The organism is Methylophilus sp. Leaf416 (genome assembly GCF_001424665.1).
Lineage (GTDB): Bacteria > Pseudomonadota > Gammaproteobacteria > Burkholderiales > Methylophilaceae > Methylophilus.
The window spans coordinates 538,726-565,535 of the sequence record NZ_LMQS01000001.1; the positions used below are offsets into that span (position 1 = coordinate 538,726).

Here is a 26,810-nt window from a genome sequence, read left to right on the forward strand (position 1 = left end):
TTATTGTTGGCGGCTGACTGAAAACCTGGCTAAATCCAGCAATGCTTGCTTAGCCGGGCTTGTTTCAAAAATATCTAGTGCTTCACAGGCGAACTGTGCTTCTTTTTGTGCAACCGAACGCACATAATCAAATGCTTTTACTGCATGCAGGATTTCCAGTACTTGTTCGAGGTGCGTAACCTGCCCTTCCAGTAATGCCTGTTTTACCAGTTCTGATTGTGCGGTTGGCGCTTGCTGGATCGCATACAGCATCGGCAATGTGACCTTACCCTCTGCCAGATCATTGCCTAGCGTTTTACCAAATTTTTCACTATCTCCGGTCAGATCCAGTACATCATCAATCAACTGAAATGCCGTACCTAAATGCATGCCATAGGTTGCCAGCGCTTCTTCGCGTTCGGGGCTAGCCTGGCATTGCACGGCTCCCAGGCGGGTGGCCGCTTCAAATAACTTGGCTGTTTTAAAATGGATAACTTGCAGGTAATCCTGCTCACTGACGCCTATATTGCGCACATTGAGCAATTGCAGGACTTCGCCTTCAGAAATAGTATTAGTAGCGTCAGCCAGAATTTCCATCACGCGCATGTTCTGCAGCTTGACCATCATCTGGAAAGCACGGGAATACAAGAAATCACCCACCAGTACGCTGGCTGGGTTGCCATACACATGATTGGCGGTGGATTTACCGCGACGTAAGTCAGAAGCGTCTACTACGTCATCATGCAGCAAAGTCGCCGTGTGAATAAACTCAATGATGACTGCCAGCTGATGATGTGCAGGCGTGACTCGTGTGCCAGCCAAATCTCCCGACATTAACACCAATGCCGGACGCAGGCGTTTGCCGCCACTATGGATGATATATTCCGAGATTTGATTAATGAGCGGAACTTGCGATGACAAAGACTGGCGAATAACGACATCCACCTGCTGCATATCGTCTGCAATCCGCGCCAAACAGGCATTTAAAGACACTAACATACCAATAAAAAAACAAAGCTAGAGCATATCATATCTGACACTCCTCTCGCTATGCAGGAATGCTAGTGCAGGCAATACCGATACGCTGAATATTTAGCCCAGTTTGATTGGAAAATTAACGATTAAGACTTTTCTTACGTTTGATGCGTTTAAAAATCTAGGGCTACTTTTAAAAGATTTTCTTTTTAATAAGAGAATATAATTGAGATGGAGTGGAAAAGAAAAAAGCCTTGTTTCGTGAGAAACAAGGCTTTTATTTTTTGGCGCGCCCGGAGCGATTCGAACGCCCGACCCTTTGGTTCGTAGCCAAATACTCTATCCAACTGAGCTACGGGCGCCAAGGTGTTACAACGCTGTTGCAACAAGGTCAGCATTATAACACAAGTTTAAATTTTTTGGCGGTGAGCGAGGGATTCGAACCCTCGATACAGGTTTAAGCCCATATGCTTCCTTAGCAGGGAAGTGCCTTCGACCACTCGGCCAGCTCACCGTTTTAAACGAGTACTACATTACTGCTCAACACAGTATTGCTACTGCATCGAAGGGCGCCATAGTACGCGAAAACCCTTCGTAAATCAACGCAAAATTAAAGAATGTTTTTAGTCAGATTACGCATCATCCAAAGCAAAAGCTTTATGCAACACACGCACTGCCAGTTCCATATATTTCTCTTCAATCACCACGGCAATTTTGATTTCACTGGTGGAAATCATCTGGATATTGATGCCTTCTTCCGCAAGAGTGCGGAACATCTGGCTGGCGATGCCCACATGTGAACGCATACCAACACCCACTACAGATACTTTAGCAATTTTGTCGTCGCCACTGATTTCACGTGCCTGGATATGGCCCTGCACTTTGTCACGCAAAATACCCAGCGCTTTGTTCATTTCATTCTTGTGTACGGTAAACGTAAAGTCGGTGGTGCCATCTGCGCCGACGTTCTGGATGATCATGTCCACATCAATATTGGCATCGGCCACCGGGCCTAAAATCTGGTAAGCGATACCCGGTTTGTCAGGCACGCCTGCCACAGTCACTTTTGCTTCATCGCGGTTAAATGCAATGCCGGAGATGATTGGATCTTCCATGTTTTCCTCATTTTCTTCAAACGTAATCAATGTGCCATCGCCCTCTTCCTCAAAGCTGGAAAGCACACGCAGTTTCACTTTATATTTGCCGGCAAACTCCACTGAGCGAATTTGCAATACTTTGGAACCTTGAGATGCCAGTTCCAGCATCTCTTCAAAGGTAATTTTTTCAAGGCGGCGCGCTTCTGGCACCACGCGCGGGTCCGTGGTATATACGCCATCGACATCTGTATAAATCTGACATTCGTCCGCACCCAGGGCCGCAGCCAAGGCGACGCCGGTGGTATCAGAACCACCGCGACCAAGGGTCGTAATATTGCCATTGGCATCTACACCCTGGAAACCGGCGACGACACAGACATAGCCATCATCAAGGTCTTTTTTCAGGTGATGTTGATCAATATCCAGAATACGGGCTTTGGTATGCGCATCATCGGTCAGAATTCTCACCTGTGAACCGGTATAGCTTTTAGCTTTAATGCCCAGCTCCGACAATGCCAGTGCCGTCATGCCTATCGTCACCTGCTCGCCGGTAGACAACATCACATCGAGTTCACGCGGATCCGGATCCGGCATGATTTCTTTAGCCAGTGCAATCAGACGGTTGGTTTCACCGGACATGGCCGACACTACCACTACGACCTGATGACCCATGGCTTTATAACGCGCGACGCGCCTGGCCACATTGCGGATACGCTCAGGATTTGCCACTGAGGTACCACCATATTTTTGTACTATTAATGCCATTATTAAGCTCTAATTATCAAATAAATTAATGTAATTTTTGTTTTACCCACTCAGGTACACTACTTAATGCCTGTGGCAGTTTGCTGGCATCTGTACCGCCCGCCATTGCCATATCTGGCTTACCGCCACCCTTACCACCTACCTGGCCGGCAACATGGTTCACCAGCTCACCAGCTTTAAGCTTGCCAATCAAATCCGCAGTCACACCTGCAGCCAAACTGACTTTGCCGTCAGACACACTTGCCAGCACAATCACGGCCGATTTGAGTTTGTCTTTCAGTTTATCCATGGTTTCACGCAGGGCGTTGGCATCAGCACCTTCCAGAGTCGCTGCCAACAAGTTAACACCATCGACATTCTGCACCTGGTTCACCAGGTCATCGCCCTGCGCGCTGGCCAATTTCGATTTCAGACGCGCCAGTTCTTTTTCAAGGGACCTGACGTTATCCAGCACCTGGGAAATTTTGGCCGGTAATTCGTGTGCAGGTGCTTTGAGTTCACCAGCCACCTTATTAATCAGCACTTGCTGCGCTTGCACCAGTTTGAGTGCACCCTCGCCAGTGGTCGCTTCAATACGGCGTACGCCCGCAGCAACACCGCTTTCAGATGTGATTTTGAACAGGCCTATATCACCAGTGCGGCTCACGTGTGTCCCACCGCATAATTCTCTTGAAGTCCCGATATCCAACACGCGTACTTCATCGCCATACTTTTCCCCAAACAGCATCATGGCACCTGTTTGCTGAGCGGCTTCAATATCCATTAGTTTTGCCAGTGTGTCGGTATTGGTCAAAATCTCGGCATTGACCAGCGCCTCCACTTTGGCGATTTGTGCATCGGTCACCGGTGAATTGTGCACAAAGTCAAAACGGGTTTTTTCAGTATCGACGAGGCTGCCTTTTTGCTGCACATGTTCACCCAGCACTTCACGCAACGCTTTATGCATTAAATGTGTGGCTGAGTGGTTACGCATGGTCGCGTGGCGTGCTTGCAGGTTGACCTTGGCCGTTAAAGCATCACCCACAGACAGGGTCCCGGTTTTCAGCACCCCGTGGTGGCCGAATACCGCTGCCTGGATTTTCTGGGTATCTTCCACTTCAAAAATACCATTAGCAGATTTAAGCTCACCACTATCGCCAATCTGGCCGCCGGACTCGGCATAGAAAGGGGTGTCATCCAGCACGACTGCGCCAAGGTCGCCTTCATTCAATGATTTAACAGGGCTGCCGTCTTTATACAAGGCTAATACTTTGGCTGGTGTTTCCAGTTTTTCGTAGCCATGAAAACTGGTGGCCTGGCCTGCATATTCCAGGTTAAGTGCCATTTTGAATTTACCGGCCGCACGTGCCTGGTCTTTCTGGCGTGCCATGGCTGCATCAAAACCGGCCGTATCGACAGTAACACCGCGTTCACGGCAAATATCCGCAGTTAAATCCAGCGGAAACCCGAAAGTGTCATGTAGTTTAAACGCCAGATCACCATTGAATACCGCTGGCTTGGTCGCCAATTCTGTTTCCAGAATCTGCATGCCATTTTCGATTGTTTCAAAGAACCGGTCTTCCTCCTGTTTAAGCACTTGTGTAATACGTGCTTGATTACTGATCAATTCAGGATAAGCCTCACCCATTTCCAGCACCAGATCTGCCACCAGCTTATGGAAAAATGCAGCACGACAGCCCAGTTTGTAGCCATGGCGAATCGCCCGGCGAATGATACGGCGCAGCACATAGCCACGACCTTCATTGCCTGCAATCACACCATCAGCGATCAGGAAAGAACAGGCGCGAATATGATCAGCCAGCACTTTCAGGCTAGGGCTTTCCAAATCGGCAGTTTTAGTTTCACGTGCCGCGGCTTTAATCAGTGCCTGAAATAAATCGATTTCGTAGTTGGCATGCACGCCTTGCAATACCGCAGAAATCCGCTCCAGGCCCATACCGGTATCTACCGAAGGTTTAGGTAAAGGATGCATGACGCCCGCTTCATCACGGTTGAATTGCATGAACACGTTATTCCAGATTTCGATAAAACGGTCACCATCTTCATCGGGGCTGCCTGGTGGGCCTCCAGGAATATGATCGCCGTGATCATAGAAAATCTCGGTACAGGGGCCGCATGGGCCGGTATCGCCCATCATCCAGAAGTTATCTGAGGCATAACGCGCACCCTTGTTGTCGCCAATGCGTACAATCTTGTCAGCAGGCACGCCGATTTCCTTGTTCCAGATGTCATAAGCTTCATCATCTTCAGCATAGACCGTCACCATCAGGCGCTCTTTAGGCAAGGCGTATACTTGAGTCAGTAACTCCCAAGCGAACGTAATTGCGTCGCGCTTGAAATAATCGCCAAAACTAAAGTTACCCAGCATCTCGAAAAATGTATGGTGACGCGCGGTATAACCCACGTTTTCCAGGTCATTATGCTTGCCACCTGCACGCACACATTTTTGCGAAGAAGCGGCACGGGTGTAAGCGCGTTTATCAAAACCGAGGAACACATCCTTGAACTGGTTCATACCCGCATTTGTGAACAACAAGGTGGGGTCACCATGTGGCACCAGCGAGCTGGAAGCCACCACCTGATGGCCTTTAGAAGCAAAAAAATCCAGGAATGCCTGGCGGATTTGCTTGCTGGAAGGTTTACTTCCGTAACTAACTGTAGTCTTCTGGAATGTCATCTTCTGCGTGTCTATTCAAAATTTTCTTGATTACATCAAACGTAAAACCCCGGCTCTGTAAAAAACGGGCTTGTTTAGCCCATTCTTCACGCGTGGTCGGGGACGCTTTAAACTTTTTGCGCCAGACTTCACTGGCGCGTTCCACTTCATTGACCTGTAATACAGCCACTGCCTCGGCTACCAGAGCATCGTCAACGCCCTTCTCTCTTAGCTCATTAGCCACACGTGCAGCGCCGAACTTCACCTGACGGGCATGTATCATTTGCTCGGTGTAGCGGGCATCGCTTAACCAGCCGCGCGTCTTGAAATCAGTAATCAATGCAGGAATATCATCCTCTTCATTGGCATAGGCTTTCAGTTTCTGCGCCAGTTCAGCCTCGGAATATTCCCTTTTACTTAGATATTCCAGGGCACGCTGACGCAGTGACTTTGCAGGCTGCTCACGCAAATGCTTTAATCATCCTCAGTTCTGGCAGCAGTCATGCCATCTGCCAGGATGTTGGAATTGGCACGAATCTGCGCTTCAATTTCAGCGGCAATGGCCGGGTTTTCGCGCAGGAATTCCTTGGCGTTTTCTTTACCCTGGCCGATTTTTTCACCCTTGTAGCTATACCATGCGCCAGACTTCTCAACCAGTTTGGCGTTAGAACCTAACTCAATCACTTCGCCCAAACGGGAGATACCTTCGCCATACATGATGTCGAATTCAGCCTGCTTGAATGGAGGCGCGACCTTGTTTTTGATCACTTTGACGCGCGTCTCGGAACCAGTGACTTCATCACCCTTTTTGATGGCACCGGTACGGCGGATATCCAGGCGAACAGAAGCGTAGAATTTAAGCGCGTTACCGCCAGTGGTCGTTTCAGGGTTACCGAACATGACACCGATTTTCATACGGATCTGGTTAATAAAGATCACCAGCGTATTGGTACGTTTGATATTGCCGGTCAATTTACGCAAAGCTTGCGACATCAGGCGTGCCTGCAGGCCCATGTGGCTATCGCCCATTTCGCCTTCAATTTCGGCACGTGGAGTCAAGGCGGCAACCGAGTCGACCACCACGATATCCACTGAACCGGAACGCACCAGCATATCTGCAATTTCGAGCGCCTGCTCGCCCGTATCCGGCTGCGAGATCAACAAATCAGGCACATTCACACCCAGTTTGGCTGCGTATTGCGGGTCCAGCGCATGCTCGGCATCAATAAATGCAGCAACGCCACCCAGTTTCTGCATTTCGGCAATCACTGACAAGGTCAATGTGGTTTTACCTGAAGATTCAGGACCGTAAATTTCGACAATACGGCCACGCGGCAAACCACCGACGCCAAGGGCAATATCCAGGCCTAACGAGCCGGTTGATACCACCTGTAAATCTTCACCGATATCAGCATCGCCCATACGCATAATGGAACCTTTGCCAAATTGCTTTTCAATCTGGGAAAGTGCGGCGGCGAGTGCTTTGCTTTTGTTGTCATCCATGGTGTTGCCTTCTGTATGTAGGGGAAAATGCGTTTTTAATTTAAACGCTATATAATCAGATAAATAACTGCTAATTATTTCATAAATCGACCATCAGTGATATGGCATTCGAACGATTAGTGTAGTGAATTGTCAACCGTAATAAGGCATACACGTTTAATAGCCATCATGCTTTAATCGTTTTCCGTGAGAGGAGCCTTTATGAAGATCGTTAAATACATTTTAGGTGTTGCATTAAGCAGCATAGCAGCATTATCTGCCCATGCTGATAACAACTGGTCAGTCGGTGTAGTAGTGGGTAACCCTTATGCAGCTCCACCCGTTTACTACGCGCCACCACCGGTGTATTACGCACCACCGCCAGTGGTAATTTATCGTCACCCGCATAGTACTTACTACGGTGCACCAGCGGTCGGTTATGCGCCACCAGCACCCGGCTTTATCCAGTTTGGTTATGGTAACGGCGGGTACCGGAATTATGACCGAGGCCCCCGCGGCGGTTGGGGACGTGGTCATGACCATGGTCACCACCACCATCACCATTAGCGCGGTCAGGTTTCTTTAATCAGTGTTAGCAAGCCTGCCAGTGAATAACTGGCAGCTTGTTGACGAATGTCTGCTCTATCCCCATCAAAATAGCGTGTTGCTACCAGCAGTTTTTTCGGTTGCTTGTTGTTGAAGCTTATCGCCCAGCCGAAACAAACCATTCCCACTGGCTTTTGCACAGAACCTCCGCTTGGGCCAGCGATGCCGGTCACGGAAGCACTGATATTGGCGCGACTATGTTGTAATGCGCCTAAAGCCATCGCTTGAGCGACCGGTTCACTGACTGCGCCATGCTTACCAATCAGGGTTTCAGGCACGCCTAGCATTTCTGTTTTTGCTTCATTGCTATAAGTAACAAAGCCACGGTCAAACCAGCCTGAGCTTCCGGCGATAGCAGTGATCGCTTGTGAAATCATGCCACCGGTACATGATTCAGCCAGAGCCAGTTGCAAATTTTTAGCTTGCAACGCTTTTCCCACGGTTTGGCTTAACGTTTCGAGGTCATCCATTACAGCGACCATTTAATCAGTTGCAAAACGATGATTGCCATCATTGCTGCCAGTGCATCATCCAGCATCACACCCAAGCCACCTTTGACGTGCCTGTCTGCCCAACTGATTGGAAACGGTTTCCAGATATCAAACAGGCGGAATGACACAAATGCGGCCAATCCCCAGCCCCAGGTCAATGGCACGGTGATAAGAATCGCTGCCATGGCGACAATTTCATCCCAGACAATGGCACCATGATCATTTACGCCTAACGCGCGACCGGTAAAAGCACTGCACCAGATACCAAATATAAACATCAACAGAATAGCCAGCCATTGTTGCGATTCCGGCAAGTGCATGATGACCCAGAATAACGGAAAACCTAACAGCGTGCCTGCTGTGCCTGGCGCTTTGGGAAACAGCCCAGTACCTAGTCCCAGACTGAAGAAATGCAAAGGATGCGAGAAAAGCAGCGCCCAGTCAGGATCAGTGGCTGGATAACGGTGGTTAGCCAAAATGCAAATATCCTTTCTGCGATAACTCGATCTGAACTTCACCATCCGTGACGTTCAGGCCAGTTGCTTCGGTAATACTACCTATCCGCGTTAAAGGCAGATTAAGTTTGTCTGATAATGCCAATACTTCGTCACGTCGCTGCGCAGATACAGTAAAACATAATTCATAATCATCGCCTCCAGCCAGCACTGCCTGCTGAAGTACTGACTGCGCAATATTGTTGACCAATTGAGGTTTGGAGAATAACGCCCAATCAAGCTCGGCGCCTTTGCCGGAAGCCTGGAGGATATGGTTCAAATCCGCCAGCAAGCCATCTGAAATATCAAGTGCTGTATGCGCGATGTCACGCAATGCCAGCCCCAGGGTCACCCGAGGTTGTGGTTGATGCATGGCAGGCGCAAAATTCGCTACATCTTCCGCATGCAAATCAAGCTTACCCAGTTTATTTTGCAACCACAATGCCGCTTTACCTAGCGTACCGCTGACCCAGATATCATCACCAACCTGCGCCCCACTACGCTTAATCGCTTTGCCCAGCGGCACTTCACCTAAAATATTAATCGCTATGTTTAATGGTCCGCGCGTGGTATCACCACCAATCACTAAGACGCCATAGTTATCGGCACAGGCGAATAAGCCCTGGCTAAAACCTTGCAACCAGTCATGATTGATTTCCGGCAAAGCAATCGACAATGTTGCCCATTTAGGATTGGCGCCCATGGCTGCCATATCACTGATATTGACCGCCAGGGCTTTCCACCCTATTGAGTAAGGATCAGCCTCAGCAAAAAAATGCGTCCCTGATACGGACATGTCGGCAGAGACAGCCAGTTGATAGCCTGGCATTACGCTGATCAATGCTGCATCATCACCAATACCCAAATCGGGATTACTCACATCTGCTGTGCCCGGACGGGTAAAGTATTGAGCGATAAGATCAAACTCAGCCATGCCGTTTTTTCCACCAGCGTTCTAGCGAAACTATCACTAGCCAGGCCAAGCTGATGCCTGCTAAATCTGCGAACCAATCATAGACGCTGGGCTGACGTGTGGTTGTCAGCACACCTTGCAACACTTCCATTAATGCACCAAACACCGTCAATCCAATCGCGATAGACAGTCTGTGCGTTGGGAAAGCCATCAGGCCCCAGAACGTCACACCGCCAAAAGCAATAATGTGTTGTATTTTGTCTTTGTAGATGGAGACATCATTAGATGGCGGCATTTCCATTAATAACAAATAGGTCAATATGCTGAAACAGGTGATAAAAATCAGGGTGGAAATCTTTTTGTAATTCATCATTCATTCGTTTTTTGACGTTGGGCAGATTTGGGTCTAAAAGACTTAACAATACTTTCTGCAGTTTCAAGATACGGCATAGGCTGATTGACTGTCGCCAGTAAATCGAGGCAATATGGCACCGCTGCAAAAATCCCCGGCACCAATGTATTGCCCTCGGCATCTTTTAATCCTTCCAGCGTTTCCTGAATTGATTTTGGCTGCCCTGGCAAGTTTATTACCAGGCATTGCTTGCGAATCACTGCCACCTGCCGTGACAAAATGGCAGTGGGAACAAAGCGTAAACTGATTTGACGCATTTGCTCACCAAAACCAGGCATTTCGCGATCTGCAATTGCAAGCGTGGCTTCCGGGGTAACATCTCTAACCGAAGGTCCGGTGCCCCCGGTGGTGAGGATCAAATGACATTGTTCTTCATCGACTAATTGCTTGAGTGTGTCTGAAATGGTGGCCTGCTCATCGGCAATCAAGCGGGTCACGATTTCAAAAGGTGAAGTCAGGGTTTTTTCAAGCCAGGAAGACAATGCTGGAATGCCCTTGTCTTCATAAACGCCTTGCGAAGCGCGATCACTGATGGAAACCAGCCCAATGCGCGTGAATTGTTGTTGCATAACTTGAGGTCTATGTTAAGTTGGTCTGTATTGAGATGGTCTGTGTTAATGTACCAGCACATCATAACATTACCCGACACATCAGTAAGCTGAAAAGGTGTCATTCGTCATGGAGAGTCAGATGAAAGTCTTATGCAAAGCAGCGCGTGTAACAGGTCGAGCCGCCTCGCCTCGCCAGTGGTTTATTCTATTGCCTTCGCTGGTAATCATTACCTTGCTGATGTTCTCGAAAACAGTATTGGCAAATGAAAACCCTTATGCTGCCAATTACCAGGCACAAAACCAGGGTAATTTACATTCACTGCAAAACAATCCCGAGCCGCAATTACTTATTGGTACCCGTCGTGATGCCGACAATATCAAAATGCTGGAAAACGGCTATGACCTGATGGGCCTGAGTGAGTTTGAAGCAGGAGACATCGCACCCGAACAGGCGATTGTTCATGGACGCAATATCCAGGCGGATACCATACTGGTGTATGTTAAAAAATCCGGTAATGCGACACCGGCCTCCAAGATGGAAGTGATTAAAGAAGCCGTCAAAAAAGGCCAATCGCTGACTGAAAAAGATATGGCGATAGACCCAGGCAAATACCGCTATTACGCAACCTACTGGGCCAAATTGCCGCCGCCAGTGCTAGGCGTGCATGTGATTAAACTGGTTGCCCGTAAATCTTCTCAACAGGATGAACAAGCCCAGGCGACTGATGTCAATGAAGGCGTTAGAGTGATTGCTGTGATACATGGCTCTGCTGCAGAGCAAGGCGGGTTATTGCGCGGAGACCAGTTACTGAGCCTCAACCAGGAAAAAGTAAATGATGCTGCGACTTTATCCAGCCTGGTGAGACGCTTCAAAGGCAATACGGTCACCATAAAAATTCAACGGCAATCTGAACAGCTTTCGTTAAAAGTCGCCCTTTAACTGCGAGCCATTCTGAACTGTCATCATATTAAATAGAAAGTGTTTCAAATGTTTCAAGTTACGTTCGAGCATCAGGCAGCCCGCATAGCGTCTGGTCATATCGACGACATCCAGTTTTTACGGGCGCTGCTTGATGATATTCGCCCTCGTCACTCAAGCGATACCGAAAGTGCAAGCAAGTCGATACAGGCGCTGTGTTTCTTGCTACAACAGCAACCTTCATTTGCCCTGGAATTGCGAAACAGCATCCTGCGCCTTTTGAACGAAAAAAGTGTGATTTCACTGTATTCCGAGCATGGCATCCAGTCTGACTTAGGATTTTTTACTGAAATCTACCGGCGGTTTTCCCATAAATTATTACCTGAAGTCCCAGACCCTAGATACCTGAAAGATGAATTTGGCCAAGTCTTTCACCACACTCATGATGCCAACTGGGTAACCGGCGTGCCAAATACCGTATGGCGCGACTTTATACATACCCTGGCATTAGGTGAAGGAAATGATTTGCAGCAGGAGAGCTGCATTCAAGAATTGAAAGATGCATTACAGGTACTCTCTTACCGCTTATCCGCTTCTGGCCTGGACCCTGAGCTTATTTTGCAGCATGAAGACCTGGAAAATAACACTTCGCCATTCATCACCCAGAATATCGAAATCCAGAAATTTCTGTCGCTCACCACTACCACTGCAGACGACATACAGCATATTTATGACGTATTGAAACGCTGCCAGAACCTTAACGATGAAATCCGCAAAGCGAATGCAAAGACCGGTACCAGCATTTCGCTGACTGCCCTGATGCAAAGAATGCAGCAGCAAATTCATCGCATGCAATTATTAGTGGATATTCTGCACGGGCTTTTACTCAAGCATGATGTCAGTGATGCGATTACGCGTTTGTTCAAGCAACTGGTATATGCAGAGTGTAAAAAGAATAACCTGTCCGAATATTGGCGTCATAACACCGAGTTACTGGCCCTGCGCGTGACTGAAAACGCCAGCCACACCGGTGAGCATTACATTGCACAGCATCGGCAGGAGTATTTCAAGCTGATGGGTTCAGCCATGGGCGCCGGGGTCATTATTGCCTTTATGGCCATGTTTAAAATCATCATCGCCAGCTATCACTTTGCCCCGCTTGCCGAAGCCATTTTCTTTAGCCTGAATTATGGCTTAGGGTTTGTCCTGATTCATCTGCTGCATTTCACAGTTGCCACCAAACAACCGGCGATGACGGCGGCAACAATTGCATCAGCGATTGATGATGACGGGCACGATAGCAAAAATATACATAGTCTGGTCAACATTGTCGCGCAGACGACCAGCAGCCAGACAATCGCCATTCTGGGTAATGTGATCGTCGTGATTCCGATGGCAATGTTTATCGACTGGCTGGTAGTGCAATATAGCGGCCATCATTTTATAGGTGAGGCCAAAGCCAATATCTTGCTGGACTCCAACAATCCATTGATCAGCCTCAGCGCGCTGTATGCTGCAGTGGCTGGTGTGTGCCTGTTCTTGTCCGGCCTGATTGCGGGCTATCATGACAATTTGGCGGCTTATAACCGCATTCCTGAACGTATTGCCCACCTGCCGTTTTTACAACGCCTGCTGGGGAAAGCGCGCCTGCACCGTATTTCAGAATATATACGCCATAATCTGGGCGCACTGGCCGGTAACTTCTATTTTGGCTGCCTACTTGGGTTTGCCTCCGGGTTGGGAGTGATGCTTGGCTTACCTCTGGATATCCGTCACGTGACTTTTGTAGCGGCATTCTCGGGCTATGCATTTTCTGCACTGGATTTCCAGATCACCTATTACATGCTTGGTACAGCCTTACTCGGGATTTTTGTGGTGGCGACCATTAACTTGCTGACCAGCTTTGGTTTAGCCATTTTTGTCGCCATGAAATCACGGCAAGTACGCTACCGGCATTGGAAAGCTTTTGCGCTGGAATTACTGACTTTGCTTTATCGCCAACCTTGGAAATTCTTTTTGCCACCTAAAAAGATGGGGATGGAGACTAGACTTGAGAAAACTAGCCACTAAGTAAAAGCAACTTAGTGGCTATTTAATAGATTTCTTTGTTTCCTATGTGGAGCTTTTGTTATCAGGAAGTTTTTTCTATTACAAAGTGAAATATGCCGTCTTCCTTTTTAAAGGATAGCAAGGTCACCGGATGATTGGTAATCAAGTTACGGATATTTTGCTCGCTACCTAGTGCTGTTGTTTTAACCAGGATAATCTGGCCAATGGACAGTTTATCTATTGCTTCCTTGGTTTTTAACATCGGTTCAGGACTTTCCAGCCCTGTTAAATCCAACTCTAAATCAACGTTCTGTTTCACGATAACCCCTAGATAGACAGTACTTCGGCAAATGCCAGGTACTTTTTTAAATTGTAGTGCATTATTGGGAGCCGTAAAATTACCCACTTTACAGGCAGCATATAAACTTGCATTAAACGACAAGCTAGCCGTCTGACTTTACGGCCCCAACTTAACCACTATTCGGTATGTTCATCCGGCGCGTTTGTAGCACCTTCAGCCAGGTCCCGTATCATCTTGAATAACTCACGGCTGCTCTTGGGCGGCTTATTGGCAGCCAGCTCTTTTTGCGCATTGCGGATCAATGTACGCATATGCTGCACATCGGTATGCGGATATTCCACCAGAAATGCCTCAACCGCCTTTGCGTCTTCTATCAGGCGTGTACGCCAGCGTTCCATCTGGTGAAAGCGGGCATTTTCTTCCACATGCTTACCTTCCCATTTCTGCAGTTGCTCTACGATTGGCGCCAGGTCAATGTCACGCATTAAACGTCCAATATATTGCAATTGGCGGCGGATAGCCCCGTTGGCAGTCAAGCGCTTTGCTTCGGCAATCGCGTCACTCAAGGCTTCGTCCAGTTGTAACTTTTTTAATCTCTCTTTTGGCAGTTCAAGTAATTGCCGTCCGATCTCCTGCGCGGCATCGGCTTCTGCTTTTAATTTGGTTTTACTGGGTTGGGAATCTTCCATGGGTTTAGCTATCATTCGCGGTTGTGCAGTTATGGTAAAAGCAATCTCTGCCAAATCACGGTATGATACCAGCTTTAATTGCCAAGCAAAAAACAAGCGCTCATAGCATGCAACTGGAACAACTCAAACAAATCTCTGAAGATATTATTCAACTGGCCAGGCAGGCAGGGGCCAGCAGTGCCGAGGCCGATGTCAGTTTCGGCACCGGCCAGAATGTTTCTGTCCGCCAGGGCGAGACTGAAAATATTGAGTACAACCGTGACAAAGGTTGTTCGGTGACGGTGTATTTCGGGCAGAGAAAAGGCTATGCCAGCACTTCTGACCTTAGTTTACAGGCGCTTAAAGATACCGTCGAAGCCGCCTGTAATATTGCGAAATATACTGCAGAAGATCCTTTTTGCGGCCTGGCCGATGCTGAATGCATGGCAAAAGAACTCCCGGACTTGTCGTTACACCATCCGTGGGCTATCGATGTCGATCAGGCGCTGGAATTAGCCAGGCGCTGTGAAGCAGCAGCACTTGCAGTAGACCCGCGCATCAGCAATAGTGAAGGCGGCAGCGTTTATAGCCAAAATGGCGCATTTGTATACGCAAATAGTCACGGTTTTGTTGGCGGTTACCCTAGCTCACGCCATAGCATTAGCTGTTCAGTGATTGCCGAATCCAACAACCAGATGCAACGCGATTACTGGTATAGCAGTGCGCGTGATGCGCTGGACCTGGAGTCACCAGAGCAAGTGGGCCAAATCGCAGGCTCACGCACGGTCAAAAGATTAGACGCCCACCCACTCAAGACAGGCCAGTATCCGGTGTTATTTGAAGCACCGTTGGCAAGTGGACTTATCGGTACGCTGCTGAGTGCAATTTCAGGAGGTAATCTATATAGAAAATCTTCTTTTTTACTTGATAGCCTGGGGCAAACAATTGCCAGCCCGTTATTGCATATCGATGAAGATCCTTTCATTCTCAAAGGTGCTGGCAGCAGCCCGTTTGATAATGAAGGCGTTGCCTGCCAGAAACGTACCCTGATAGAGAATGGCGTGCTGCAGGGTTATTTGCTTGGCAGCTACTCTGCACGCAAACTGGGCATGCAATCCACCGGCAATGCCGGTGGCGCCCATAACATCCTAGTGCGGTCTACCGGTCATAACCTCGAACAATTATTACAGACCATGGGCACCGGAATACTGGTGACAGAACTACTTGGTCATGGCATGAATATGATTACGGGTGATTACTCACGTGGTGCTGCTGGTTACTGGGTTGAAAACGGGGTCATTAGTCACCCGGTAGAAGAGATCACGATTGCCAGCAATATGCAGGAAATGCTGAAAGGTATAGTTGCGATTGGCAACGATATTATTCCGAATAGCTCCAAGCTGACCGGCTCAATATTAATTGATCGCATGACCGTCGCCTCGGCTGACTAGCCCTAGAGAATGCGGTACAAATAAAAAAGGCTTTGCATCACTGCAAAGCCTTTTTTGTCGCACTAACCAATGATCGCTAAAAGGATCAAGCCCCTTATTTAGCTTCCAGTGTTAGTAAAGTATCGTCGATACCTGCAACTACTTCTGTGGCAGTGCTTTCCATTACCACAGGCTCTACAGGAGTTGGTTGCTCGCTCACTTGATCAAGTAATGGTGGCAACGCCTCTTCTGGTGCAGATTCAATGGCTGGTGTTTCAGCCAGGTCAGCAGAAATATCAGGTGTTGTTTGCTCAGTGGATACTGTCGACTCTTCAACAGCAGGCTGTTGAACTTCTACCGTTGCCGCATCTGTAGTCAGCATGCCTGCTTGCTCCTCAATCGGTACAGCTGATTGCAATACAACGGTTTCAGAAACAGCTGGCTCAGCTGCAGCACCATTTGCAGCTGGTTCATCTTCTGGCTCAAATTCATCCTGCAACAACTCTGCCGGCACAATGCCATCCTGAACCATGCTTGCTCGGCGTTGCAGGTAGGCATCACGCATGAAAGCATACGGGTCGATAGAGGCATCATCTACCAGGTCTTTGGCATCCAGCAATTGCGTACGTTTGTCTATAAACTGCACTAAACGCACCTGGTTATGCGCGCGGATCTGGCCGGTGTTATGCAGGTAGGTAATCGGGTCTGAAGTCACAGTATCAAATGCCAGACCACCCGCATCCCGCACAGTACTTGGTCCCAAAATCGGCAATACTAGGTAAGGGCCTGTGCCGACGCCCCAGTGACCTAAAGTCTGACCGAAGTCTTCCTGATGTTTTGGGAAGTTGTCTTTACTGGCGACATCGATCACGCCAGCGATACCGAAGGTGGTATTGATCACAAAACGACCCGCATCGGTAAATGCCTGCGCAAATTTGAGTTGCAGCAAGTCGTTAACCACTGTGGTCAAAGTACCCAGGTTATTGAAAAAGTTGGTGATGCCAGTACGCACTGGTGATGGTGTAACTGCCTTATATGCCTTGGCAACCGGCTTCATAGCATATTTATCGACCACATCGTTGAATTTGTAAATCCCGCGGTTAACCCCTTCAAGCGGATCTTTATTGGTGGTTGCACACCCTGAAAGGCCAACAAGTACGGCAATCAATAAAACGGCTTTTAGTTTATTCATATTTGTCATTATATTTAGATCAAGCGCCTTGGTATCAATAGCATTAAAAAATCATCTTGGCGTGTAACAAGCGTAGACTTGAAACACCCTGCAATCACTTTTATCGGCGCCTTCTTCAATAATTGAAGGGCAACAACGCTATCGCGATCTACTACAGAATCCTTACTACTAGCTTAATAACTGCAAAGTAAAACGAGTTTATTCTACATCAAATGTCATTTTTACTTCACATTATTTTTGTATAGCGATAATGCCTCTTGCCTTTGTACAGCATGGTCTACAATAGCCATGGGATAATGTATTTGAGGCATACTGACGAGCAAATCTTTCTTGTTTGAAGTATCCGCATATGGAGCATGAATCTTCCTGTCATCTAACCCCGTTAACTCAGGTACATATTTGCGGATAAACTTGCCTTTTGCATCAAACTTTTCCGACTGTGACTGCGGATTAAAGATCCTGAAATAGGGCTGCGCATCACATCCGGTGGAAGCCGCCCATTGCCAGCCGCCATTATTGGCAGCAAAGTCAAAATCAATTAATTTCTCGGCAAAATATTGCTCGCCCCAGCGCCAGTCGATCAGCAAATCCTTAACCAGAAAACTAGCTACCACCATACGCAAGCGATTATGCATATAGCCGGTCTCATTCAACTGCCGCATCGCTGCATCCACAATTGGATAACCGGTACGCCCTTCACACCATGCCGCAAACCAGTCGCGGTTATTGGGAAAAGGTAACTGGTCATACTCCAGCCTGTATGCGCGCCGTTCCAGTTGCAAATCCGGCCGGTGATAACACACCTGGAAGTAAAAATCGCGCCAGATCAATTCACTCAGCCAGGTTGCAGCACCTTCATTACCTGCCAAAGACAATTGCCAGGCTGCATGGGCCAACTGGCGAATTGAGATAGTGCCAAATCGCAAATGCACCGACAAATAAGAGACACCTTTGATGGCAGGATAGTTGCGTGCATCATGATAATCTTCTATGCGCTGTAAAAAGTCATCAAACAACTGTTGCGCACCCTTGATGCCTGTCGGCAAGCGCATCGTTTTCAAGTTGGTGCGGGAGAAACCCATACTTTCCAACGACGGCATACTTTCAGCCTTGCCACCGGCCAATGACTTAAGGTAACGTTGTACCGGATAGGCCTTTAAGTAAAACGGATTCAACTTGGCCAGATGCGCACGTTTATAAGGCGTGAATACGCCATAAGGCTTACCGGTCTGGGTCAGGATTTCGTCCTGTTCAAATAGCACCTGATCTTTGAACAAATGGAGCGTTTTGTCTACGCGCAATAAAGCCTGTGCCACCTTCTCATCTCGTGCAATAGCCAGCGGCTCGTAATCACGATTGGCGTACACTGCGGCGACTTCGAGCTGTTGTGCCAGCCTGGGTATTTCTTCTATGGCTTTGCCATGGCGTATTAAAAGGTCGCCGCCCTTTTGCTGAAGTGCCAGTTTAAGTTCATTAAGACTTTCCCAGATAAATTCAACCCGCCGGTCGTATTTATCAGGCAAGGCATCCAGTATATCGGTATCAAACACAAACGCCACGTACACTTGCGCGTGAAGCTTCAAGGCGTGATACAAGGCAGCATGATCGTCAATGCGCAGGTCGCGACGCAACCAGACCAAAGCTTTAGACATGATTATCCCGGTGATAAGGATGACCACTTAGGACCGTGTGGGCGCGATAGAGTTGCTCGGCGAGCATTACACGCACCATTCCATGTGGCATGGTGAGCTTGGAAAGACTGAATAACCACTGTGCCTGCGTCTTCAGTTGCGGGTGTAAACCATCCGCGCCGCCTACCACCAGCGCCACATCGCGGCCCATTTCCTGCCAGCCTTTTAACTTGTCTGCCAATTGCAAGGTAGTCACGGCTTGACCGCGCTCATCCAGCGCCACCAGGTAATCCTTGCCGACCACTTCAAGAATGCGCCTGGCTTCCGCCTCTTGCACCACTTCGCTATTTTTTCCTGCTGCCCGTTTGTCAGGTTTGATTTCGATAATGCGGGTTTCAAGCTCGCGCGGCATGCGCTTTAAATACTCGGCACAAGCCGATTCAACCCAGTCGGGCATTTTATGTCCCACCGAGATGATATTCAGCTTCATACAGGGATGACGAAGATTGTGCTGGAGAAATTACTGTTTGCGTTCACACGCAAAACCTTGGTGCAAACAAAAACTCACTCCGGTTTTGGTGTCCGGTGCAATGTGCACGTTCTTATGCGCGTACATAGTGAGTAGGCAGATCGCTTAATTAAGCAGCGGAAGCAGCGCGGCGCGATTGCGATTCGCTCCACAATTGCTCAAGGTTGTAATAAGCGCGGGTGGCAGGCACCATCACATGAATAACGATCTCGCCCAGGTCAACAAGCACCCATTCACCGTCTTTTTCACCTTCAATGCCACGCGCATCAACGCCTTTTTCTTTCAGTTTCTCGCGAACGTTATCCGCAATCGCCTTACATTGGCGGGTGGAATTACCGCTCGCTACAATCATGTAGCTGGTAACGGTGGTCATCTGACGCACATCCATTACCGTAATATCAAAGGCTTTAATATCTTCCAGCGCGTCTACAACGGCTGCTTTTATATCTTCAAGAGGGAGAGTTTTATCTATAGGTTGCATAGGCACATTCAATGGGTTCAGGCAGCTTGCGCCGGGATATGGTCTTTTTGTTCGACGACACGGTTGTGTGTATCGACATAGACCAGTTGTGGATGGTAGTTGGCCAATTCGGCTTCGGTGTATTGTGAATAACTTGCAATGATGATCAGGTCATCCGGATCTGCTTTGTGCGCTGCGGCCCCATTGACTGAAATGACACCAGAGTGACGCTCAGCGCGAATCGCGTAGGTTGTAAACCGCTCGCCATTGTTGATATTGTAAATCTGGATCTGCTCATATTCATGGATATTGGCAGCTTCCAGCAAGGCTTCATCGATGGCGCAACTACCTTCGTAGTGCAGCTCGCTGTGCGTCACACGCACCCGATGCAGCTTTGATTTCAACATGGTTCTTTGCATTGCATCCCTTCGGTTAATTTCCGCCAGCGCGGAAAAGGTCGTAATTATAAAGTTATCAATAGCTTAGCGCAAAATAATTTTCATAAAACCGTGACGATTTCTCTAAAGATTGACTTCACAATTATCAATCAAACGGGTATTACCCAGTTTGGCCGCCGCCACTATCACTAGTTCAGTTTTATCTGGGGATGGATCACTCAAATCCGTTTGAGAGCGGATATCTACATAATCTACCTGCCAGCCCTGCTTTTCCAGACTGGAAATGCTTTCCTGGCAAAGCGTAACATAATCACGCCTGCCATGTTCCAAGGCAGTTCGCATCTGCTGTAATTGTGCATATAACTGGGCCGCCTGATGCTTTTGTTCTGGTGTCAGATAGCCATTGCGGGAGCTCATCGCCAGGCCTGAAGGTTCGCGCATGGTATCCACACCCAATATTTCAATGCCAAAATTAAGCTGGCGCACCATTGTGCGTATCACCATCAGTTGCTGGCAATCTTTTTTACCAAACACCGCCAGGTCAGGTTTAACCATATTGAATAATTTGGTCACCACCGTGGCGACGCCGGCAAAGTGGCCTGGACGGCTGGCTCCGCACAATATATCGGCCAAAGGCGGTGGTTGCACAATCACCTGTTGCATTAAATCCTGCCCATTAAAGTCAGGGTACATTTCATCTACCGCAGGCGCAAACACGACATCTGCACCCACAGTACGTAACTGATCGCAATCGGCTCGCAACGTACGCGGATAGCTGCCGAAATCTTCGTTGGCACCGAATTGCAGTGGATTGACGAAAATACTGACTACCACGATATCGGCTCGGCCTTTAGCCTGGGTTACCAACTGGCAATGCCCAGCATGCAAGTTACCCATGGTCGGCACAAAACCAATACGCTTGCCTGCACAACCATCGAGGAAAGCGCGCAACTCGCGCAAAGTATGAAACAACTGCATGCTAGTGCTTACCCTTTAAAGGCTTAAGATCGCAGCAATATAACACAGCGCAGTTTGGCATTCGATGCTGTCAGCCAATTGACAAGCAGGCGAACCAACGCCTATAGTCGGTTATGCAATCTTGTATAAATAACAATTAGAGGAGTGTGAAGTTATGAGTGTGGCATCCGAATTCAAACAATTTGCGCTAAAAGGCAACGTCATGGATCTGGCAGTCGGTGTGATCATCGGCGGTGCATTTGGTAAAATCGTGGACTCTCTGGTCAATGATATTATCATGCCAGTGATCGGCAAGATTTTCGGTGGCTTCGATTTCAGTAATATGTATTTCCCGCTGAACGGGCAATCTGCCGACCTTGCCTTGGTAGAAGCAAAAAAACTGGGGGCTGTACTTGCTTATGGTAACTTTATTACCATTGTGCTCAACTTCATTATCCTGGCTTTTATCATCTTCCAGATGGTGAAATTCATGAATAGCTTGAAACAAGCTGAACCGCCACCAGCACCAGCTGCTACGCCGGAAGACATTGTATTACTACGTGAAATTCGCGATAGCCTGAAGAAGAAATAAACGATTCAGTATGCATCAACAATAAAGGGCGCCCAGGCGCCCTTTATTTTGAACCTAAAATCTTAAGGTGTTGGTTGTATTTCATAAGTCTGGCCCGATGTCGCATCTGAACCATCATTATTCAAAAATACAATCACGCTCACCTGGTCATCAATCAGGTCCAGCTCCGTGGTCGGGTAATAAGCGCCCTGCGGATCCTTATTGATATTATGATAATGCCAGATAGAAGCCACTACACGACCACTGTCCTTTAGCTTCACATCTTCGGCTCGTGCCGGCTCACCCAGCAACGCAATAATTTCAGAGCGCTTAAGCTTGCCAATGGCAGTGACAAAGCCCTGCTCGTCTTGCGGGAGTTTTTCAGTCGTATTGCCCGCCAACACGGAAGTGCTTAAAGTAACCAGCGCCAACGTTGCCAAGAGGGTAAACCAGGATTGTGTTTTCATTTTAACGCTCCTTTTCAGATACTAAGGCAATCAAAACAAAAATTGGTTCGCACCAGTGAGGCACTCACACAATTTCTTTAAACAGATTCAATCGGGTAAACTTCTTCCGGCAACTGTTCGACCATCAATACATGTACCCGACGGCTATCTGCATGCACCACAGTAACACTGAGGTTACCTATGCGGATCTGCTCGCCTCGTTTAGGTAAATGGCCGAAATGATTAACCACCAGACCACCTACGGTAGAAAACTCTTCGTCGCTAAAGTCGGTGCCAATCGTCTCATTTAGCTCGCCAATTTCAGTCAGCGCCTTGACGCGGTATTTGCCGGCGTCTTGCAGAATAATGTTGCCTTCATCCTCGTCGTCGTCATATTCATCTTCAATATCGCCGACAATTTGCTCGAGTACATCTTCAATGGTGACCATACCTGCCACGCCACCATATTCATCCACCACGATGGCGATATGGTTGCGGTTGCTGCGAAACTCTTTCAACAGCACATTCAAGCGTTTGGATTCGGGAATAAACACTGCCGGACGCAGCATGTCCCGTAATTCAAAGGTTTGATTGGCGTAATAACGCAGCAAATCCTTGGCTAGAAGAATCCCTATCACATCGTTTTTATTATCTTCAATAACCGGGAAACGGGAGTGGGCTGTTTCAATGACAAATGGCAGAAAGGTCTCGGCGGGTTGCGCAATATCGATCACATCCATTTGTGAGCGTGGGATCATGACATCCCTGACTTGCATCTCGCTAACCTGTAGGACACCCTCAATCATGGCGAGGGAATCGCCATCCATCAGGTGGTTTTCATAAGCCCCGTGCAGCAACTCAACCAGCTGCTCGCGATCTTCTGGCTCGCGCAGAAGGAAATGACTTAATCGTTCTAATAAAGAGGGTTTATGGGACAACTTTTCCGGCTCAGAAGCCATATGTACTGCTGAAAACAGCATCCTGTGTAAAGAGATGATTTAAGCATACATTAAAAACGATGAATATGTCACCTCCGGCCACTGGCCTACTGTGGATTTATGCCTGATTTAAGGTGGTTATTGGCACTTTTCGGCACAAATCTGCTAAATTATCTCGCTATGTTAAATCGCTTTTTTCTCCTGCTGGCTGCGCTGCGTGCATCGCTTATCTTTAAAATTATTGCCGGATTACTTATTTTCTATTTTTTGTTCGCCTGGCTAGCCATTAATCCCCTGGCGAAATGGCTGCTACCTAAAATCGCCGAAACCCAATTGGCGAGTAAAGCCTCCGTTGAAAAAGTCATTTTTGATCCTTTCCGCCTGATAGCGACGATAGAGCACCTTGCGCTGGCTGAGAAAAGCGGCGCACCGTTAGCGTCTTTTGACAAATTGGTCGTAGATATGGAATTCAGCGGGCTGTTTAGCTGGGCCTGGAAAATGAAACATATCGAATTAACTGCACCCCAAGTGAACGTCCATATTTCCAAGCAAGGAAAACTCAACTGGTCAGACCTGATTGCCAAGCTTAACGAAGAGCCATCTCCGCCAGAAAAAGACCTGCCGCGTGTGATTATTGAAAATATTGATATTCGTAAAGGTGATATCGAATATCTGGATGACCAGCATTCAACACCGCTACAAGCCTCCTTAAAACCGCTGGACTTCGAACTGGATGGCTTCTCGACCTTGCCTGAAGACCGTGGTGATTACCTGATAGCCGCCAAACTGCCTTACCAGGGTGGGACGTTGAAGTGGAAAGGTAACTTTGGTGTTAATCCACTGGCATCGCAAGGCTCACTTGCCATAGAAGGGTTGAAAATTGCGAAACTCGTACAATGGGTGAACACTCAATCATGGCCATTTCAACCAGATGCAGGCACCTTTTCCAGTCAGTTAAACTATGATTTTTCACTACCAGACCAGCATCCTAAACTGTTAGTAGCTAATGCGACATTTGCGATTGATACCTTGGCGGGAAAACTGGCACAAGGTGATCGAGTAACATTCAACCAGATCAAGCTCCTGATCAGGCAATTTGCATTTACCCAGCCATCGCATACCACGATTACAACACAAGGCATTACCCTTAATCTTGATCAACTCAAGTTACAAAAACCGCAAGCAGAATTTACACTGGCCTCAGCCAATGCCACCTTACCCATGCTTGAGTTTACCGATAAGGACCATGCGCAAGTCACTTTTGAAAATCTCAACTTGCAATTTGCGCAATTGCTATTGCAGCATCAGCAAAAAAGTCTTTTCCAGCTCCCCGCATTATCTGTAGAGCAAGTCAGTCTGAATCTGGCCGAACGCCAGGCAGACGTCGGAAAAATATTGCTGGCGGATGGCAAATTTTCTGCAACCCATCACGCCAATGGCACACTGGATTGGCAGCAGGCATTAGCCACCGCAACCGCATCAAAAACAGAACAAAAAGTGTCTGCAAATAAGGAAAAATCCGAGGCTACGCAAAAACCGGATGCCCCTTTCCATTTAAATATAGGCGAAGTTGCGCTAGAACATTGGCAACTCGCTTACCTTGACCAGCAGTTTGCGAAACCCTTGGAAGCGAATATCGCCGACTTTAACTTGCATCTGGCGCTAGACCAGCAAACAGACACACAGATAAAACAAATCAAGGCCGAAGCCAAGCAGCTCAGCGTGCAATCGGACAAGAAACCAGTCGCGCAACTGGGCAGTCTGGCGCTTACTGATGGTTCATTGGGATTGGCTCAACAAAAAATCAATCTGGGCGCCCTTCAACTTACCGGTCTCAAAACCAGTGTGATCAGGCAAGCTGACCAGCAGTTAAACTGGCAGGCATTACTTGCCCCGGCGGCTAAAATGGCAGAAGTCATGCCGACACAAGGAAACAGCATTTCTGTGCCAAGCAAGCCAAAAGCGACTACTTCTGCAGCATCGGAAAAATCTGCCTGGGCATTTGGTTTAAAACGTTTTACCTTGCAGAAGGCCGATATTCATATTGAAGACAATACCACCGCTACACCGGTGATATTGGATGTCGCAGATGGTAGCATTGAGCTTGCTGACCTGAGCCAGCAGATGACACGTGCATTACCGGTGAAAGCCGCTTTCAAAGTAAAGCAGGGCGGGCAGTTCAGCGCCCATGGCAAATTATCTCCTTCACCCTTTAAGACTGACTTGCAATTATCGCTGGTCGATTTATCACTCAAACCATTCGCTCCCTATATCCAGCAAGTCGCCTTGCTCAACTTGCAAGATGGAAGCGCCAGTATTCAGGGGAAACTCCAGAAAATCAGCAATGGTGCGACCACCTTTGATGGCGGATTCAATGTCAAAAATTGGTCACTGCTGGAAGAAGCCAGCCAGCAACCTTTTCTGCGTTGGGAATCATTGCAGGGAGATAGACTTGCCCTTTCGCTGGCACCCAACCGCCTGCAAGTAAACACGCTAACGCTGAATAGCGCGCAAACAAAATTTATTATTTACCCTGACCGTAGCCTGAACATTTCCAAGGTCATGCGAACCTCGCCGACTACAGCCAGCAAACAAACTGCCACCAAACCAGCCGGCAATGAGCCACCCGTGACAGCGGCTGACACTAAGCCAGCGAATACAAATAACCATTCACCGGACTTTCCTGTCAGCGTGGATACGGTGCGTATCAATGGCGCCAAACTCGAATTCGCGGATTTGTCATTGCCACAACCTTTTGGGACCAACATCCACTCGCTTGGCGGAGTCATCAACGGCATTTCAACCAATCCCGTTGCAACAGCCCAGGTAGAGCTTGATGGCAAGGTAGATGAATATGGGGCAGCGCGTATTCAAGGGTCGTTGCAACCATTCAAAGCAACTGAGTTTACCGATATCAAACTGGCGTTTAGCAATCTTGATATGAACCGGCTCACACCCTACTCCGGCAAATTTGCCGGGCGCAAAATTGAATCCGGCAAACTATCGGTGGACCTCGAGTACAAGATCAAACAGCGCCAGTTGACGGGTGAAAACAAATTTGTGCTCAAGAAACTGACGTTAGGTGAAAAAATAGATAGCAAAGATGCGCCTGACCTGCCACTCGACCTTGCCATCGCCATCCTGGAAGACAGTGACGGTGTGATTGACCTGGATTTACCGATCAGCGGCAGCCTGGATGACCCTAAATTCAGCTACGGCGGTATTATGTGGAAAGCCTTTACCAACGTGCTGACTAAAATTGTGACCGCCCCATTCAGCGCATTAGGCAAACTGTTTGGCAGTAGCGAAAAACTAGAGGCTATTGTGTTTGAGGCAGGAAAAACTGCAATTTCGCCTCCGGAACTGGAAAAGCTGCACGCAGTCAGCAAAGCACTGGAAAAACGCCAGCAATTGAAATTAGGTATTATTCCTGGTTATGACACGGCAGCGGATACCCGTGCCATCCAGGAAATGATACTGCGCAAACAAGTCGCTGAAGAGATGGGCATACGTCTTGAAGCGGGGCAATCGGCCGGGCCAATAGACTTGAATAACCCAAAAGTACAAATAGCCATAAAAGCTTTACACGACCGTCTGACCAATAAAGGCCTGCTCAAACGCCTGGCCGCCAAACTGGAAAAAGTACCCGAAGGTTTTTACCCAAAGGCGCAAGAAGCATTAACCACCAGCATTCAGGTCACGGAAACCGACTTGCAGAACCTGGCCAAATCCCGTGCAGACTCTATTCAGAAAACATTGCAAGAGGCGGGAGTCAGTGCGCAAAGAGTGACGTCAGAGAATCCCGTGACGGTCAAAGGGGATAGAAACCAGGTGCCAAGTAAATTGACACTGGATGTGATAAAAAATTAGCTGGAGCTACAGAATCAAGGTCATTAAGAG

The 26,810-nt window shown here is 48.1% G+C and carries 26 protein-coding genes and 2 tRNA genes; 6 read left to right on the forward strand and 22 right to left on the reverse strand.

Annotated elements, in window-relative coordinates; translation table 11 throughout:
• The 7 genes from ASG34_RS02560 to recA all read right to left on the reverse strand — a co-directional run bounded on the left by ASG34_RS02560 (position 1) and on the right by recA (position 6,975).
• Positions 1–933 (reverse strand): polyprenyl synthetase family protein, encoded by a 933-nt coding sequence (locus ASG34_RS02560; RefSeq protein ID WP_055827283.1) that lies wholly within the window; start codon positions 931–933, stop codon positions 1–3.
• 306 nt (positions 934–1,239) lie between these two features.
• A tRNA-Arg gene (locus ASG34_RS02565) sits at positions 1,240–1,316 on the reverse strand.
• Positions 1,317–1,374: 58 nt separating this feature from the next.
• Positions 1,375–1,468 (reverse strand) — tRNA-Ser (locus tag ASG34_RS02570).
• A gap of 118 nt (positions 1,469–1,586) precedes the next feature.
• A complete protein-coding gene (locus tag ASG34_RS02575) occupies positions 1,587–2,816 on the reverse strand; it encodes an aspartate kinase (RefSeq protein ID WP_055826136.1) in 1,230 nt (409 codons plus the stop codon).
• A 25-nt stretch (positions 2,817–2,841) separates the two neighbouring features.
• On the reverse strand, positions 2,842–5,493 hold the full coding sequence (gene alaS, locus ASG34_RS02580; protein ID WP_055826138.1) for an alanine--tRNA ligase: 2,652 nt from the start codon (positions 5,491–5,493) through the stop codon (positions 2,842–2,844).
• The gene (recX, locus tag ASG34_RS02585; RefSeq protein ID WP_055826139.1) at positions 5,468–5,941 is read right to left on the reverse strand and encodes a recombination regulator RecX; all 474 of its coding nucleotides are present in this window, start codon (positions 5,939–5,941) and stop codon (positions 5,468–5,470) included. The genes alaS and recX overlap by 26 nt, the downstream gene beginning before the upstream one ends.
• A gap of 5 nt (positions 5,942–5,946) precedes the next feature.
• Entirely contained in the window at positions 5,947–6,975 is a 1,029-nt protein-coding gene (recA, locus tag ASG34_RS02590; protein WP_055826141.1) for a recombinase RecA, read from the reverse strand.
• A 201-nt stretch (positions 6,976–7,176) separates the two neighbouring features.
• Between recA and ASG34_RS02595 the strand changes: the two genes are divergently transcribed.
• Positions 7,177–7,521, forward strand: a complete 345-nt coding sequence (locus ASG34_RS02595) for a hypothetical protein (protein ID WP_055826143.1) — start codon at positions 7,177–7,179, stop codon at positions 7,519–7,521.
• A gap of 5 nt (positions 7,522–7,526) precedes the next feature.
• Here the strand turns inward: ASG34_RS02595 and ASG34_RS02600 are convergent, their stop codons facing one another.
• Genes ASG34_RS02600 through mog form a run of 5 tightly spaced genes read right to left on the reverse strand, consistent with a single transcriptional unit; the run spans position 7,527 to position 10,439 of the window.
• Positions 7,527–8,030 carry a CinA family protein gene (locus ASG34_RS02600; RefSeq protein WP_055827287.1) on the reverse strand — a complete coding sequence of 168 codons (504 nt, stop codon included), beginning with the start codon at positions 8,028–8,030 and terminating at the stop codon, positions 7,527–7,529.
• Complete coding sequence (locus ASG34_RS02605; protein WP_055827290.1) at positions 8,030–8,536, reverse strand: phosphatidylglycerophosphatase A family protein; 507 nt, start codon at positions 8,534–8,536, stop codon at positions 8,030–8,032. Before ASG34_RS02605 ends, ASG34_RS02600 begins: the two co-directional genes overlap by 1 nt.
• The gene (thiL, locus tag ASG34_RS02610) at positions 8,520–9,479 is read right to left on the reverse strand and encodes a thiamine-phosphate kinase (protein WP_055826145.1); all 960 of its coding nucleotides are present in this window, start codon (positions 9,477–9,479) and stop codon (positions 8,520–8,522) included. Before thiL ends, ASG34_RS02605 begins: the two co-directional genes overlap by 17 nt.
• A complete protein-coding gene (locus ASG34_RS02615; RefSeq protein WP_235559637.1) occupies positions 9,472–9,831 on the reverse strand; it encodes a hypothetical protein in 360 nt (119 codons plus the stop codon). Before ASG34_RS02615 ends, thiL begins: the two co-directional genes overlap by 8 nt.
• A complete protein-coding gene (gene mog, locus ASG34_RS02620) occupies positions 9,828–10,439 on the reverse strand; it encodes a molybdopterin adenylyltransferase (protein ID WP_055826149.1) in 612 nt (203 codons plus the stop codon). Before mog ends, ASG34_RS02615 begins: the two co-directional genes overlap by 4 nt.
• 121 nt (positions 10,440–10,560) lie before the next feature.
• Here mog and ASG34_RS02625 point away from each other — a divergent pair, with 121 nt between their 5' ends.
• Together ASG34_RS02625 and ASG34_RS02630 are read left to right on the forward strand one after the other, a co-directional pair.
• Complete coding sequence (locus ASG34_RS02625; RefSeq protein ID WP_235559638.1) at positions 10,561–11,361, forward strand: PDZ domain-containing protein; 801 nt, start codon at positions 10,561–10,563, stop codon at positions 11,359–11,361.
• 48 nt (positions 11,362–11,409) lie between these two features.
• Positions 11,410–13,410: a site-specific recombinase gene (locus tag ASG34_RS02630; protein WP_055826151.1), complete on the forward strand. Its 2,001-nt coding sequence runs from the start codon at positions 11,410–11,412 to the stop codon at positions 13,408–13,410.
• 61 nt (positions 13,411–13,471) lie between these two features.
• Here ASG34_RS02630 and ASG34_RS02635 read toward each other — a convergent pair whose 3' ends face one another.
• Together ASG34_RS02635 and yjgA are read right to left on the reverse strand one after the other, a co-directional pair.
• Entirely contained in the window at positions 13,472–13,708 is a 237-nt protein-coding gene (locus ASG34_RS02635) for a sulfurtransferase TusA family protein (protein ID WP_088178513.1), read from the reverse strand.
• A 158-nt stretch (positions 13,709–13,866) separates the two neighbouring features.
• The gene (gene yjgA, locus ASG34_RS02640) at positions 13,867–14,379 is read right to left on the reverse strand and encodes a ribosome biogenesis factor YjgA (RefSeq protein WP_229007692.1); all 513 of its coding nucleotides are present in this window, start codon (positions 14,377–14,379) and stop codon (positions 13,867–13,869) included.
• Between the two features lie 107 nt (positions 14,380–14,486).
• Here yjgA and pmbA point away from each other — a divergent pair, with 107 nt between their 5' ends.
• On the forward strand, positions 14,487–15,809 hold the full coding sequence (gene pmbA, locus ASG34_RS02645; protein WP_055826153.1) for a metalloprotease PmbA: 1,323 nt from the start codon (positions 14,487–14,489) through the stop codon (positions 15,807–15,809).
• A gap of 94 nt (positions 15,810–15,903) precedes the next feature.
• Here pmbA and ASG34_RS02650 read toward each other — a convergent pair whose 3' ends face one another.
• The 6 genes from ASG34_RS02650 to panC all read right to left on the reverse strand — a co-directional run bounded on the left by ASG34_RS02650 (position 15,904) and on the right by panC (position 20,976).
• Positions 15,904–16,980, reverse strand: coding sequence for an MlaA family lipoprotein (locus tag ASG34_RS02650; protein WP_055826155.1), 1,077 nt, complete (start codon positions 16,978–16,980; stop codon positions 15,904–15,906).
• Between the two features lie 221 nt (positions 16,981–17,201).
• Entirely contained in the window at positions 17,202–18,632 is a 1,431-nt protein-coding gene (locus ASG34_RS02655; protein ID WP_055826157.1) for a cryptochrome/photolyase family protein, read from the reverse strand.
• The gene (gene rlmH / locus ASG34_RS02660; RefSeq protein WP_055826159.1) at positions 18,625–19,101 is read right to left on the reverse strand and encodes a 23S rRNA (pseudouridine(1915)-N(3))-methyltransferase RlmH; all 477 of its coding nucleotides are present in this window, start codon (positions 19,099–19,101) and stop codon (positions 18,625–18,627) included. Before rlmH ends, ASG34_RS02655 begins: the two co-directional genes overlap by 8 nt.
• 148 nt (positions 19,102–19,249) lie before the next feature.
• Positions 19,250–19,621 (reverse strand): ribosome silencing factor, encoded by a 372-nt coding sequence (gene rsfS / locus ASG34_RS02665; protein WP_055826162.1) that lies wholly within the window; start codon positions 19,619–19,621, stop codon positions 19,250–19,252.
• Positions 19,622–19,638: 17 nt separating this feature from the next.
• On the reverse strand, positions 19,639–20,019 hold the full coding sequence (gene panD / locus ASG34_RS02670) for an aspartate 1-decarboxylase (RefSeq protein WP_055826164.1): 381 nt from the start codon (positions 20,017–20,019) through the stop codon (positions 19,639–19,641).
• Between the two features lie 102 nt (positions 20,020–20,121).
• The gene (gene panC / locus ASG34_RS02675) at positions 20,122–20,976 is read right to left on the reverse strand and encodes a pantoate--beta-alanine ligase (protein WP_055826167.1); all 855 of its coding nucleotides are present in this window, start codon (positions 20,974–20,976) and stop codon (positions 20,122–20,124) included.
• 154 nt (positions 20,977–21,130) lie between these two features.
• On the opposite strand from panC, the gene mscL reads away from it, so the two are divergent.
• On the forward strand, positions 21,131–21,547 hold the full coding sequence (mscL, locus tag ASG34_RS02680; RefSeq protein WP_055826169.1) for a large conductance mechanosensitive channel protein MscL: 417 nt from the start codon (positions 21,131–21,133) through the stop codon (positions 21,545–21,547).
• Between the two features lie 62 nt (positions 21,548–21,609).
• Here mscL and ASG34_RS02685 read toward each other — a convergent pair whose 3' ends face one another.
• Both ASG34_RS02685 and ASG34_RS02690 read right to left on the reverse strand, forming a co-directional pair.
• On the reverse strand, positions 21,610–21,993 hold the full coding sequence (locus ASG34_RS02685; protein ID WP_055826171.1) for a hypothetical protein: 384 nt from the start codon (positions 21,991–21,993) through the stop codon (positions 21,610–21,612).
• Between the two features lie 77 nt (positions 21,994–22,070).
• On the reverse strand, positions 22,071–22,931 hold the full coding sequence (locus ASG34_RS02690) for an HlyC/CorC family transporter (protein WP_055826173.1): 861 nt from the start codon (positions 22,929–22,931) through the stop codon (positions 22,071–22,073).
• Positions 22,932–23,090: 159 nt separating this feature from the next.
• Between ASG34_RS02690 and ASG34_RS02695 the strand changes: the two genes are divergently transcribed.
• The gene (locus tag ASG34_RS02695; RefSeq protein ID WP_055826175.1) at positions 23,091–26,780 is read left to right on the forward strand and encodes a DUF748 domain-containing protein; all 3,690 of its coding nucleotides are present in this window, start codon (positions 23,091–23,093) and stop codon (positions 26,778–26,780) included.
• Positions 26,781–26,810 lie beyond the last annotated feature (30 nt).